Source organism: Flavobacterium psychraerolatum (genome assembly GCF_025960985.1).
GTDB lineage: Bacteria > Bacteroidota > Bacteroidia > Flavobacteriales > Flavobacteriaceae > Flavobacterium.
Map to the genome: position 1 here is coordinate 35289 of NZ_JAOQMX010000018.1, position 14017 is coordinate 49305.

The 14017-nt window shown below is 35.8% G+C and carries 12 protein-coding genes; all 12 read left to right on the top strand.

All coding sequences use genetic code 11. The features are described 5' to 3' along the window. Position 1: 1 nt before the first annotated feature. The 12 genes from M2326_RS08565 (at position 2) to M2326_RS08620 (ending at position 14016) form a co-directional block, all read left to right on the top strand. Positions 2–913: a hypothetical protein gene (locus tag M2326_RS08565; protein ID WP_264619150.1), complete on the top strand. Its 912-nt coding sequence runs from the start codon at positions 2–4 to the stop codon at positions 911–913. After that, complete coding sequence (locus tag M2326_RS08570; RefSeq protein WP_264619151.1) at positions 910–2070, top strand: acylneuraminate cytidylyltransferase; 1161 nt, start codon at positions 910–912, stop codon at positions 2068–2070. The genes M2326_RS08565 and M2326_RS08570 overlap by 4 nt, the downstream gene beginning before the upstream one ends. Before the next feature lie 608 nt (positions 2071–2678). Next, entirely contained in the window at positions 2679–3017 is a 339-nt protein-coding gene (locus tag M2326_RS08575; RefSeq protein ID WP_264619152.1) for a GIY-YIG nuclease family protein, read from the top strand. A 569-nt stretch (positions 3018–3586) separates the two neighbouring features. After that, on the top strand, positions 3587–3925 hold the full coding sequence (locus M2326_RS08580; RefSeq protein WP_264619152.1) for a GIY-YIG nuclease family protein: 339 nt from the start codon (positions 3587–3589) through the stop codon (positions 3923–3925). 459 nt (positions 3926–4384) lie between these two features. Then, positions 4385–5260, top strand: coding sequence for an N-acetylneuraminate synthase family protein (locus M2326_RS08585; RefSeq protein ID WP_264619153.1), 876 nt, complete (start codon positions 4385–4387; stop codon positions 5258–5260). A gap of 164 nt (positions 5261–5424) precedes the next feature. Further along, positions 5425–6819 carry a glycosyltransferase family protein gene (locus tag M2326_RS08590; protein WP_264619154.1) on the top strand — a complete coding sequence of 465 codons (1395 nt, stop codon included), beginning with the start codon at positions 5425–5427 and terminating at the stop codon, positions 6817–6819. 3 nt (positions 6820–6822) lie between these two features. Then, positions 6823–8256 (top strand): MBOAT family O-acyltransferase, encoded by a 1434-nt coding sequence (locus tag M2326_RS08595; RefSeq protein WP_264619155.1) that lies wholly within the window; start codon positions 6823–6825, stop codon positions 8254–8256. 489 nt (positions 8257–8745) lie between these two features. Next, positions 8746–9138: an endonuclease domain-containing protein gene (locus M2326_RS08600; RefSeq protein WP_264619156.1), complete on the top strand. Its 393-nt coding sequence runs from the start codon at positions 8746–8748 to the stop codon at positions 9136–9138. 464 nt (positions 9139–9602) lie between these two features. Beyond that, the gene (locus tag M2326_RS08605; RefSeq protein WP_264619157.1) at positions 9603–10478 is read left to right on the top strand and encodes a hypothetical protein; all 876 of its coding nucleotides are present in this window, start codon (positions 9603–9605) and stop codon (positions 10476–10478) included. A 66-nt stretch (positions 10479–10544) separates the two neighbouring features. Then, a complete protein-coding gene (locus M2326_RS08610) occupies positions 10545–11693 on the top strand; it encodes a glycosyltransferase family 4 protein (RefSeq protein ID WP_264619158.1) in 1149 nt (382 codons plus the stop codon). Next, positions 11690–13228 (top strand): glycosyltransferase family 2 protein, encoded by a 1539-nt coding sequence (locus M2326_RS08615; protein WP_264619159.1) that lies wholly within the window; start codon positions 11690–11692, stop codon positions 13226–13228. Before M2326_RS08610 ends, M2326_RS08615 begins: the two co-directional genes overlap by 4 nt. Beyond that, positions 13225–14016: a glycosyltransferase family 2 protein gene (locus tag M2326_RS08620; protein ID WP_264619160.1), complete on the top strand. Its 792-nt coding sequence runs from the start codon at positions 13225–13227 to the stop codon at positions 14014–14016. The genes M2326_RS08615 and M2326_RS08620 overlap by 4 nt, the downstream gene beginning before the upstream one ends. Position 14017: the final 1 nt, after the last annotated feature.

The window sequence follows — 14017 nt, forward strand, 5'->3', positions numbered from 1 at the left end:
TATGAAGCGTTTTTTAAAAAATAGTTTACTGTTTCTTTTGGTGTTCTTTGTAGTGGACAAAGGATTTTATTACTTCCTAATAAAAGCTCCCGAAAGAGAGTATGACACACGATTGGAACAAATACTGGAGGGGAAGATAAATAAAGACATTATAATTCTTGGTTCTTCTCGTGGTGCAGATAATATTTTGGCAGGACAGATAGAAAAAGTAACTGGGCAATCAACATATAATTTATCATATCCGGGTTCTGATATTACTTTTCATAATTTTATTTTTAAGAGTTTATTGAAATTTAATAAGAAGCCCAAAATGATAATCTTAGCTATAGATAATCCATTTGAGTTTAGATTCGAAAGTACATTAGTCTTTAGATTGGATAGATTATATCCATTGTCAAAGTACAATTACATCAATCAAGAGTTGATTCTACAAAAACAGAAAAATTTATTGTCCAAATTCTTTTGTTTGGCACGGATAAATCGCTCCAATTTTAGTTTTAAAAATATTCCTATGTCTTTACAAAACCCCATAGATAATTGGGGTTCTATGCCTTTTGAAAATAAAAGTAAAAACATAAAAATCAATTATAATTATAGTAACAAGGAGTATGATTCGGGGACTGAAATAAATACGAAGCTTGAAGCATTCCGAGCAATTCAAATAGGATGTAAGGAAAAAAACATTGATTTGATTTATGTATTCGCTCCAAGTTTTGGAGAATTCAATACAGCATTTTACAATCGATTTTTGAAAGAAGTGCAAAAGAAGAATGTAATGGTATACGATTCACTGAACCCAGTTTATAAAGATCCAGCTTACTTTTATGATGAATCACATTTACTAGAAACAGGTGCTAAAATATATACAGACGAAATAATTACCTTTATCAAAAACAAAAACCAAACCAAATGAAAAAAATAGGTCTGATTCCATTACGCAAAAACTCCAAAGGAATTCCTAGGAAGAATAAAAAGAAAATGTTGGGACGTCCTTTGTTTTCGTGGGTTTTGACCGAAGCTGCTTTTTCAAATTTGGATGAGGTAGTTGTTTTTACAGACGATTTGGAGATCATCAGTTATGTCGAAAAAGAATACTATTGGAATCCAAAAATAAAGGCAATAATTCGCAATGAAGAGAATGCTACCGATACCGCTTCGACTGAAAGTGTGTTGTTGGAATTTGCTGATCAGGTAAATAATGATTTTGATGTTTTGTGTTTATTACAAGCGACTTCGCCGATGACAACCAGCAAAGACATCAATGCAGTGTTAGGTAAAATAGAAAATGAAGCTTTTGATTCTGCCTTAACAGTTGTGAAAACGCATCGTTTTACTTGGAATGCAGATGGAACACCTCAAAACTATGATGTATTCAAGAGACCGAGACGCCAAGATTTCGAGGGATTATTGGTTGAAAATGGGGCTGTATATGCAACAAGCAAAGCCGCTTTTTTGAATTCCAAAAATAGAGTAAGTGGTTCAATTGGTTTAATCGAAATGGAAGAGGCTAGTTACACTGAAATTGATAGTACGACCGATTGGGAAATTGTAGAACAATTGCTTGCTAACCGATTACAAAAGAACAAAATACACCAACGAATTGATTATTTAGTTTTGGATGTTGACGGTGTCTTTACCAACGGTGGCGTATATTATGGACCAGAAGGCGAAATGATGAAATACTTTGACATGCGCGACGGAATGGGATTAGAGATTATTCGTCAGCAGCAAGTAGAGTTGATTATCATGACTTCAGAAAACTCCGAATTGGTGGGGCAACGCATGAAGAAATTACAAATTCAAAATTGCTTTTTAGGTGTAAAAGATAAATTCGCATTTTTGAGGCAGTTTTTAAAAGATAAAAAAGCCAACTTAGGACAAGTGGCTTACGTAGGTGATGATGTCAATGACTTGGCAAATATTTGTAGCGTGGGTTGGTCTTTTTGTCCCGCAAACGGAACCGATATCGTGAAACGAAGTGCAGATTATGTACTTACTAATGCTTCTGCAGAAGGCGCAATTAGAGAAGTTTGTGAAGTGATTATGAAGTACAATAAACGATATTCATAGGAACGGGGCCTTCGACAAAAGCTCAGGCTGACAGATAGGTAGTTTTATTGACAAAATTTGGTGTTTAAATTTTATAATTCCACGATTGTCCGCCTGATCTTGTCGAAGGCTTTTGCGGTTTGTATGTGCGTGACGGTTGGGACGGGGCTTCGACAGGCTCAGCCTGACAATGTGCATTGATTAGTGATTATTTTAAAATTTAACGATTTTGTAAATGATTACGGTTGTCAGCCTGAGCTTGTCGAAGGCTTTTTTTTAGCAGATTTTCTTATTAGAACGGAGCTTCGACAAAAGCTCAGCCTGACACGACAAGCTCAGCCTTATGAAATTTTTGTAGCGATACAATTTTGTATTTAAAATTTATAATTCCACTTTTGTCCGCCAGTCCCGAGGCTTCGGGAGTCGAAGGCTTTTTTTAGCAGATTTGCTTATTGGAACGGGGCTTAGACAAAAGCTAAGCCTGACACGACAAGCTCAGTCTTACAAAATCGTTATTGTGATAAAATTTTGTATTTAAAATTTGTAATTCCACTTTTGTCGCCAGTCCCGATCCCGAAGCTTCGGGACGGGAGTCGAAGGCTTTTGTTCAACGAATAATGTAAGTACTTATGAAAATTTATTACGTTTATATCTTAAAATGTAAAGACGATTCGTTTTACACCGGTTTTACAAGTAACTTGGATAAACGGTTAATCGAGCATAATGCTGGGATTCATTCTGAGGCATATACTTTTACACGAAGGCCTATAACATTGGTATGGTTTGAAATGTTTACTGATCCTACACAAGCTATCAGTATCGAGAAGAAAATAAAAGGTTGGAGCAGGAGAAAAAAGCAAGCGCTAATTGATCAAGATTGGGATAAACTGGTTCTTTATTCTAAAAATTATACACAATTTGGTAAAAATAACGAAGGCTTCGACAAGCTCAGCCTGACAGATGAATAGATGTAGTGATGAGATTTTCGATTTTAAAATTTGTAATCCCACTATTGTCCGCCAGAGCCAGCCTGTGCTGAGCTTTTGTCGAAGGATCGAAGGCTTTTTTTAGTTGGATTGTAAATTGGAACGTGGGTTTCGACAAGCTCAGCCTGACAGACGAGTAGTTGCAGCGATAATGTTTTGTATTTAAATTTTATAATTCCACTACTGTCCGCCTGAGGCAGCCTGTGCTGAGCTTTTGTCGAAGGATCGAAGGCTTTTTTTAGTCAGATTGTGAATTGGAACGGGGCTTCGACAAGCTCAGCCTGACAGACGAGTAGTTGAAGCGATAATGTTTTGTATTTAAATTTTATAATTCCACTATTGTCCGCCAGTCACGAAGCTTCGGTTACAGAAGGCTTTTTTAGTTGGATTGCGAATTGGAACGGGGCTTCGACAAAAGCTCAGCCTGACACGACAAGCTCAGCCTTATGAAATTTTTGTAGCGATACAATTTTGTATTTAAAATTTGCAATCCCACTCTTGTCTGCCTGAGCTTGTCGAAGGCTTTTGTTCAACGAATAATGTAAGTACTTATGAAAATTTATTACGTTTATATCTTAAAATGTAAAGACGATTCGTTTTACACCGGTTTTACAAGTAACTTGGATAAACGGTTAATCGAGCATAATGCTGGGATTCATTCTGAGGCATATACTTTTACACGAAGGCCTATAACTCTGGTATGGTTTGAAATGTTTACTGATCCTACACAAGCTATCAGTATCGAGAAGAAAATAAAAGGTTGGAGCAGGAGAAAAAAGCAAGCGCTAATTGATCAAGATTGGGATAAACTGGTTCTTTATTCTAAAAATTATACACAATTTGGTAAAAATAACGAGGGCTTCGACAAGCTCAGCCTGACAGATGAATAGATGTAGTGATGAGATTTTCGATTTTAAAATTTGTAACGCCACAATTGTTCGCCTGAGGCAGCCTGTGCTGAGCTTTTATCGAAGAATCGAAGGTTTTATTAGTCAGATTTGCTTATTGAAACGGGGGCTTCGACAAGCTCAGCCTGACAGATGAATAGATGTAGTGATGAGATTTTCGATTTTAAAATTTGTAACGCCTCAATTGTTCGCCTGAGGCAGCCTGTGCTGATCTTTTTTCGAAGGATCGAAGGCTTTTTTAGCAGATTTGCTTATTGGAATGGGGCTTCGACAAAAGCTCAGCCTGACACGACAAGTTCAGCCTGACAGACGAGTAGATTTAGGGAAAATACTTTTTTACACTGATTATGAATTGCAACGAAGGCCACTCTTCAATAATAATGGTGTAAACTGTACATTATTCAAAAAAAATAATTTTCTTTGTTTCCTAAACCCGAATACATGACTACCTATAAGAAACCCTTTGTTATTGCCGAAATTGGTTGTAATCACAAAGGGGATATTGAAATTGCCAAAGAACTCATTCATATCGCAAAGATTTTTTGCAACGCAGATGCAGTAAAATTTCAAAAAAGAAATAATAGAGAACTACTTACAGAGGAACAATATAATACTCCGCATCCAAATACTGATAACTCATACGGGGATACGTATGGTGCACACCGCGAATTTTTGGAATTTGATCTAGAGCAGCATGCCGAATTGAAAAAGTATTGTGAGTCAATTGGAATGGTGTATTCTACCTCGGTTTGGGATACGACTTCTGCCAAAGAAATAGCTAGTCTAAAGCCGGATTTTATTAAGATTCCGTCGGCTTGTAATAATAATTATGATATGCTGACTTGGTTGTGCGAAAATTATCCAGGTGAAATTCATATTTCGACAGGGATGACTACAAAAAACGAAACCGCAGATTTGGTTCAATTTTTTGTTTCGAAAGGTAGAAATAAAGATTTAGTACTATATAATTGTACCTCGGGTTATCCGGTTCCTTTTGAAGATGTGTGTTTGTTGGATATTAATTTATTGAAACAGAAATACGAGCATTTGGTAAAGCATATTGGATTTTCGGGGCATCACTTGGGAATTGCAGTTGATGTTGCGGCCTATACTTTGGGGGCGAACATTATTGAAAGACATTATACCCTTGATAGAACTTGGAAAGGGACTGACCATGCTGCTTCGCTAGAACCAATGGGATTGCGTAAATTATCGAGAGATTTGGCAGCGGTACACAAAGCACTTTCTTTTAAAGCGACGGACATATTGCCAATTGAGCAAGTACAACGTGATAAACTGAAGAATAAAAAAGGATAATCGAATCGCAGTTTCTTGCACTCGACCGCGTGAGGGATAGTAGCATGCTACCTAAGTAGCGCGAATAGCCCGACAGCATCATAAAAAAGGGCTTTGTATAGACCTGGATTGGTGAGCCCTTTTTTATGATGGTGGCACGCCCAAATTAATTTTTGAATCAAAATATGAATAAAAAAATATTTGTCTTTTTTCCTGATGGCGTTGGTCTTCGGAACTTTGCTTTTACTCAGTTTAAAGAAATAGGAGAGGCGAGGGGCAACCAAATTGTGTACTGGAACAACACTGTTTTTTCGTTAAAGGAGGAGTTGGGGTACGATGAGGTTAAGATCGAAAATCATAAAATCCACAAGCTTACACCCATATATACGCGCATTCGTAAGCATATTGAATTGAATGTTTCTCAAAAGAAATTCAATGACGAGGTGTATCCAACGTATAAGTTCCCGTTCAGTTACAAGGGAATCAAAAACAGCTTAATTAGTGTTTTTTCGAAAATAATGATCGGTTTAAATTCTTCGGAAAAGGGAATTATTCGCATTCGAAAAAGTATTAATGAACTAGAACGATCTACGGAAAAATACCAGTATTGTAAAGCGCAATTATTGGAGCACAAACCCGATTTGGTGTTTTGTACCACCCAACGTGCCAGTCAATCTATTGGTGCTTTGTTGGCGGCGCAAGATTTAGGAATTCCGACTGTAGGTTTTGTATATTCTTGGGACAATGTTCCTAAAGCGATGCAGTTAATAGAAACTGATTACTACTGTGTTTGGAGTGATTTGATGAAAGCAGAAGTGTTGAAATACTACCCTTTTGTGAGAGAAAGCCAAGTAATTGTTACGGGTACGCCGCAGTTTGAACCTCATTTTGATGCTAGTTTGTCTCAAAGTCGTGAAGAATTTTGTCTCGAAAACAACTTAGATTCCGCCAAAAAATACATTTGCTACTCTGGTGACGATGAAACTACGTCGCCTTTGGACCAGTACTATTTGGAAGATTTGGCAATTGCCATTCGGAACCTCAATTCAAAAGGTAGAAATTTAGCTGTTATTTATCGAAAATGTCCAGTTGATACTACTGCGCGTTATGATGCGATTTTGGAGAAATACAAAGATGTAGTCGTTTCGCTAGATCCTTTATGGAAGTCACAGGGTAAGAATTGGAACGAAATATTGCCTACGAAAGCTGATTTGAAGGCTTTGTATAATGTGTGCCAGCATTCAGAATTGGTGACCAATGTGTGTTCCTCAACGGTATTTGATTTTGTGGCTCATGGTAAGCCTTGTATTTATTATAATTACGAGCAGCCGCAATTAAAGAAAGGCATTCGAGATATTGGTCAAAATTACAAATATGTCCATTTTAGGAGTATGCCGAGTCCCGAAGCAGCAGTTTTTTGTACGGATAAAAAAGAGCTGGAAAATTTGGTTCAAAAGATTCTTGACAATGAATTGTCCAACGTATCTGAGGGGCAAAAATGGTTTGAAATCGTGGCGTCACCAAATCCTACGCAAGGATCGAATCAAATTTGGAATGCTATCGAAACTATTTTAAAGTAAATTATGTTTTTCAATTCTTTTGCCTTTGCGGTATTTTTGCCCATTGTATTTATTTTGTATTGGTTTGTGTTTAATAAAAACAAAAGCAGTCAAAATTTATTATTGATCATTGCTAGTTATTATTTCTATTCTTGCTGGGATTGGCGTTTTCTGTTTCTGTTGGTATTCTCCACTTTCTTGGATTACTACACCGGAATCCAAATTGAAAAAAGCCAAAAAGAAGCGACTCGAAAATTCTGGTTTTGGTTGAGTATTGGTGTCAATTTAGGTTTTTTAGGCGTCTTTAAATACTACAACTTCTTTGCAAATTCTATGAGCGAATTGTTGGCATCGGTAGGTTTTCAGTCGAGTCCTTTTTTATTAGAAGTGGTTCTGCCGGTCGGAATTTCATTTTACACTTTCCACGGATTGTCGTATGTAATTGATATTTACAAAAAACGAATCAAAGCCGAATATAACTTTGTTGATTACTCGCTATTTGTATCTTATTTTCCATTGTTGGTGGCGGGTCCTATCGAGAGAGCGACTCATTTATTACCACAAGTAAAGGTGAAACGCGAATTTGATTTTGAAAAAGCAAAAGCGGGAGTTTATCAATTTGTATGGGGATTGGTCAAAAAAGTAGTCATTGCAGATACCTGCGCAACCTATGCCAACGCCATTTTTGATCATTATACGACCATGAATTCACTGTCTTTAATTTTGGGAGCTATTTATTTTGCTTTCCAGATTTACGGGGACTTTTCGGGCTACTCGGATATGGCATTGGGAATGTCAAAACTCTTCGGTATTGATTTACTCAAAAATTTTAATTACCCTTATTTTTCTAGGGATATAGCCGAATTTTGGCGACGTTGGCATATTTCGCTTTCAACTTGGTTCAAAGATTATTTGTATATCCCGCTTGGAGGTAGCAAAGGGGGCAAGTGGCAACAAGTGCGCAATACTTTTATCATTTTTGTTGTCAGTGGTTTTTGGCATGGCGCCAATTGGACCTACTTAGTTTGGGGTTTTTTAAATGCGGTTTATTTTCTGCCTTTACTTTTGCTTAAACGAAATCGAACCAACATTGAAAATCCAGTCTTGTCTTGGAATTTTAGCTCAATAAGGGTGGTACTGAATATCCTAAGTACTTTTATATTGTCCTGCATCGCTTGGGTGTTTTTTAGAGCAAAAACGGTGACAGATGCTGTTCTTTATCTAAAAGGAATTTTTACAAATGGGACTTTTGTTTCACAATATTTAGACAACCAACGATACAATTATGAAATACTCCTTTTGGTCCTAGTTTTTGTTCTAGTCGAATGGAATAATAGAACCAAAGTAGAACCTATTTCTGGGAAATATGATTTTGTAAAATTAATTGCATGCATAACAGCAATCATTACATTAGGAACGTATTCGGATTATAAGGAGTTTATTTATTTTCAGTTTTAACTAGAACGAATTATGTTTAGGATTGCGTTTACCCCAGCCCTAAAGCGAGCTGAAATGTGGAATACATATGTGAATGTTTTTCCTTTTCCCCCTTTAGGGTTGGGGCAAAAAAGGAGAAATATGGTTGGATTGCTTGTTAACGTTAACCTAAAGCGAGTAGCAATGCGTTTATCCCAACCCTGAAGGGAGCTGAAATGAGGAATACATATGTGAATATTTTTCCTTTTCTCCCTTTATGGTTGGGGCAAAAAAAGGAGAAATATGGTTAAAACACGTGTTATCTTAGACCTAATGGTAGCAGCAATGCGTTTACCCCGGCCTTAAAGGGCGCTGAAATGAGGAATACATATGTGAATATTTGTCCTTTTCCCCTTTTTAGAATCGGGGCAAAAAAGGAAAAATGTGGTTGGAATGAGTTTACACCAACTTAAAAGAAGTAGATTATTAGTAAGTTAGTTTTTGTAATTTCGAATTATAATTTATTCATTTATGAAAAAAAATCCTTTGGAATCAGATAATATGTGGAAGGGAGCAACTCCTGCTATTTTTTCTAATGCTAAAAAATTAAGAGAAAATGCCACAGAGGCGGAAAATCAATTGTGGCTTGCCTTGAGAAATAAGCAATTGGATGGCTTGAAGTTTAGACGACAACATCCCTTGAGTTGTTACATCGCCGATTTCTACTGTCATGAATTAAAGTTAATAATTGAAGTTGATGGAGGTTATCATCTAACCAAAGAACAAATACAATTAGATAATCGCAGAACAGCTGATCTAGAGTTTCAGGGTTTAAAAGTGATTCGATTTACAAATGAGGAAGTAATGCTTAGACTCTCAAGTGTTTTAGACAAAATAAGGGAATGGGTCTTACTCCAACGTTAAAGGGAGTTGAGTTGATTTTACCCCAACCCTAAAGGGAGCAGCAATGCGTTTACCCCAACCCTGAAGGGAGCCGAAATGTGGAATACAGAAGTGAATATTTCTCCTTTTCCCCCTTTAGGGTTGGGGCAAAAAAGGAGAAATGTGGTTGGATTGCGTTTACCCCGGCCCTAAAGGGAGTTGGAAGCTTAAAATAGTCGTTAATGTTTCTCCTTTTCCCCCTTTAGGGTTGGGGCAAAAAAGGAGAAATATGGATGGAATACGTTTACCCATACCTTAAATGTGAGCAGCAATGCGTTTACCCCGGCCCTAAAGGGAGTTGGAAGTTTAAAATAGTCGTTAATATTTCTCCTTTTCCCCCTTTAGGGTTGGGGCGAAAAAAGGAGAAATATACTTTTCCTTTTCCCCTTATAAGATCGGGGCGAAAAAAGGAAAACACAAGATCTCAAAAGAATTTAAAAAAAGGAATGAAAAAGTTTTTACTATTTATATTAAAATCGTTAGTTGCCATAACAATCATTTTGATTGTTCTTGACTTCGGATACACTAAGATTTATAAGCAATCAAGTTCTCGCGGAAAAGTCGATCAAGTGTACAGCTCAACAGCCGCTAAGTATGATGTAGTGATTTTGGGATCTTCACGGGCTAATAATCATTTTGTGTCAAAAATGTTTGAAGATAAAGGACTCAAAACATTTAATTACGGGATGAGCGGTGCGCATTTGTTTGAAGCCGATTTATTGTTGAAATTAATGTTGGAGCGCAACTATCAAATTAAAAACATTATTATCGAAGTGGATTTAAATTTATCGAATGATAAACGAGCTGATGGAGTAGCTTCTAAATTTTTGCCTTATATTCACGACTCAAATGTGATAAGAGAGCAATTCGAAAAAGAAACCGATTTTGACTATTTATATTACGTGCCTTTTTACAGATACATCAAATACGATTCTCAAATTGGATTTAGAGAAGGATTTAAAACACTCAATAAAGAGACAACCTCGTTGTTGAACAATCAAGGTTATTATGCTTTGGGGAACAAGAAAAAAATGAAAATGCGCAATGATATTAGGAGCTTAATGCCATTGGTACCTAATAAATATTATGAAGACATTAAGTTATTGTGTAAAAAAAACAACATTCGACTCATTTCAATAATGACACCCATGTGTGAAAACACCAAAGGCATGAATTATTTCGAAAAAGTAAAAAAAGCGTATCCTGAAACATATAATTATGAAAATGTAGTAGTCGAAGATAAATATTTTTCGTCTTGCGGACACATGAATGATATGGGGGCTAAGAAATTTACAGCAGTAGTTATTAATGATTTTTTTTGATATAAATTAGCTTCACATAGGAAGTAGTTATTTTAGCTTATAAAACAATACCAATTTTAGATAATCATGCACATTGCTTTTCTCACACCCGAATATCCGCATGCCAATATTGCTAATTCTGGAGGTTTAGGTACCAGTATTAAAAATTTAGCATCAGCTTTGATTGCCGCTGGTGTACAGGTGACCGTTTTTGTATATGCGCAAAAAAAAACCTTGGTTTTTGAGGACAACGGTATTCAGTTTCATTTGATAGAAGACAGAAGCTATAAAGCTTTCAAATGGTTATTGTATCGAAAGTACATTCAGAACTATTGTAATTCGATTATAAAAAAACAAAATATTGATTTAATCGAAGCGCCAGATTGGACCGGAATCACTGCATTTATGAAATTTAAAGTTCCGCTGATTATTCGGTTTCATGGTAGTGATACTTATTTCTGCCACATAGAGAAAAGGCCACAGAAAAGAAAGAATTTTTGGTTCGAAAAATTAGCTACCCGTGGCGCACAAGCTTTTATAGCACCCACGGCATTTGCAGGGAGTCTCTCGGCTACATTATTCAATATCCAAAATAAAATAATAAAAACGATACACTACGGTTTAGAATTGTCTTTATTCGAAAATGAAAATCCGCTTACATTCGATCATGGGATGATATTGTACATTGGAACCATTATTCGAAAAAAAGGAGTTTTTGAATTACCTGCTATTTTGCAAAAAGTAACAGAGCAAAATCCTGCAGCAAAGTTAGTTCTAATTGGTATGGATTCAGGTGATATTTCAACCAATAGTCCTTCGACCTGGAAACTTGTAGAGCAAGAATTTAAAAAATTAGAACTCACAAATTATACGTATTTAGGACAAATAACCTATGACTGTGTTCGCAAGTTCTTGCCACAGGCCAACGTATGTATCTTTCCTAGTTTTGCCGAAACACTGGGTATGGTAACCATTGAGTCTATGGCATTACAAAAACCAGTTGTGAATACCAATCTTGGATGGGCACAAGAATTGATGGTCGATGGTCAAAGTGGTTATCTTGTCGATCCCAAAAATCATACGCTATTTGCACAAAGAATTCTAACCATTTTAAATGATGGTGACTTTGCTGCTCAAATGGGGCGAAAAGCAAATGAATACGTAAAAGAACATTTTGATATAAAAAAAATAGCGCAACAAAACATACAGTTTTATAACCAATTTATAAAACGATGATTATAGTTTACCATCAACATAATAAGGTGTCTCGTGTACAAAGGGACACAAATGATATTGCTTTCGATTCCAAAAAATCAATTGCAGCAATTTTATTTCAAAATGCAGCAGCTTTTCCAGAAGAGCAATTGATTTGGTGTGACGAAAAATATGCTCCGTTTTTAAATATCGAAAAGATAGGTAGTTTGTGTCATCATCAAAAAATAATGATGAGCTACGGAGAGCAGCAAAATCTTTTTCTACAAAGGGAAATGGGATATATTGAACAATCACCATTTTTGAAAATAAACAAAAAAGTGCGTTATCCTACTTGGATCATGAGCACGACTGTGGGCGTTATCCATGCATCGGCCTTAACTGTTTTTGAAGGTAAAATTAGTGCTGATGCTGATTTTGAGTATTTCCTGAATTCAGTGGCTAAAATCGGAATGCCAAACGGACTTTTCTGCTATTCTGAACCGCAGTTATTGTTCAAGACAGCATTGAAAAATAAGCAAGTTGCTATAAGTAGTTTTACTTTATTTCGTTTTGTAAAACAGCATTTTAAAAAACGTTGGTTGTTTTTGCTACTGGTTAATCTTATTATTTTCGAAAAGAGTTTTCCACTACTTCCTTTTTTGAGTGCTTTCTTTTTTCAGAGTCGAATGCAACCCTCCATTAGTTTCGTGAATTTGGAGATTCAGTCGTCTAATGTTGTAAGCCAAAAGGATGTCACAATTGATGTAATTATCCCAACAATTGGCCGTAAAAAATATTTGTATGATGTACTACAGGATTTGGCAAAGCAAACGCTATTGCCCACCAATGTAATTATAGTAGAACAAAATCCAGAACTAGGCAGTGTTTCTGAACTAGATTATCTCACCACAGAAACATGGCCTTTTTTTATAAAACATACCTTTACACATCAGGCAGGTGCCTGCAATGCACGGAATCTAGCATTGGATCAAGTAACGAGTGATTGGGTTTTTCTTGGAGATGATGATAATCGTTTTGATGCCGGTTTAATTGAGAAAATGTTTCAAAAAGCAGCGCAATATGGAACCACTGTGGTAACTACCAACTATATTTTAAAGGAGGAAGTGCAAGAATTCAACATCATTCATCAATCGGGAATCTTTGGTTCAGGCAACAGTTTTGTAAAGACCTCGGTACTACAAGACATTCGTTTTGACAATGCTTTAGAATTTGGTTACGGCGAAGATACCGATTTCGGGATGCAATTGCGCAACCATGGTCAGGATGTGATTTATTTTCCTTCCTTAAAAATAACACATCTCAAAGCACCTATTGGAGGTTTTAGAACTCCTTTTGTACAAAAATGGGACACTGAAAAAATACAACCCAAACCATCGCCCACTGTAATGTATGTGTATAAAAAACATTTTACACAGGAACAAGTAAAGGGTTATCAATTGATTTTATTTCTAAAATTAATTAAAAGAGAAAAGGTTCGAAACTTCTTCGCTTTCTATAAAGAATTTAAAATAAAGTGGAACGCTTCACTGTATTGGGCAAATCAATTATCTTCATGAACACTACGATACAAATCAGTTTTTTGATAACACATTTTAATCGACCAGATGATTTAAAAAAGTGTTTACAACATATTCATGCACTAGGATTGCCTAGCTATGAAATTGTGGTAAGCGATGATTGTAGCACGATAAAAAATCAAGAAGTCATAAAAACAATGGAGATTGACAAACTATTAATTGCGCCAGAAAACCAAGGTTTGGCAGCTAATATCAACAAAGGTATTGATGCTTGTCGTGGCGAGTATATCATCTATTGTCAAGAAGATTTTATTTTGAAAGCAGAATTAAAAGAAATTCTACCACAGTGTGTAGATATGATTAAGTCTAATACCGTAGATATGATTCGATTTTATTCCAACGTTAAATTTAGCAAACTAATAAAGATTTCAAACAAAATACATCTGATACCAAAGTTTTCTTTGCAAAACCTCCATACTAATTACTATCAATATAGTGACCATCCATTTATTATTCGAAAGGATTTCTTTATCTTATTTGGTTATTATTTAGAAAACACATCAGGAGATTATGGAGAAACGGAGTACGCGATTAGAATGATGCGTTCAAAATCTAAAATAGGATTATTAATTGATAACGTAACATCAAATATTTTAGGAAGTAATTCTGTAATTGATCGCGTGCAGACTACAAAAAATAACCGTTTCAACGGGCAGAAACAAATTCGAAGATTTGCACGTACATTACGATTGTATTTTGAATGTCTATTGTATGACAAAAGAAAAAGAGGATTGCGAACCTATACTAATTTTCGAAAATTAAAATAGC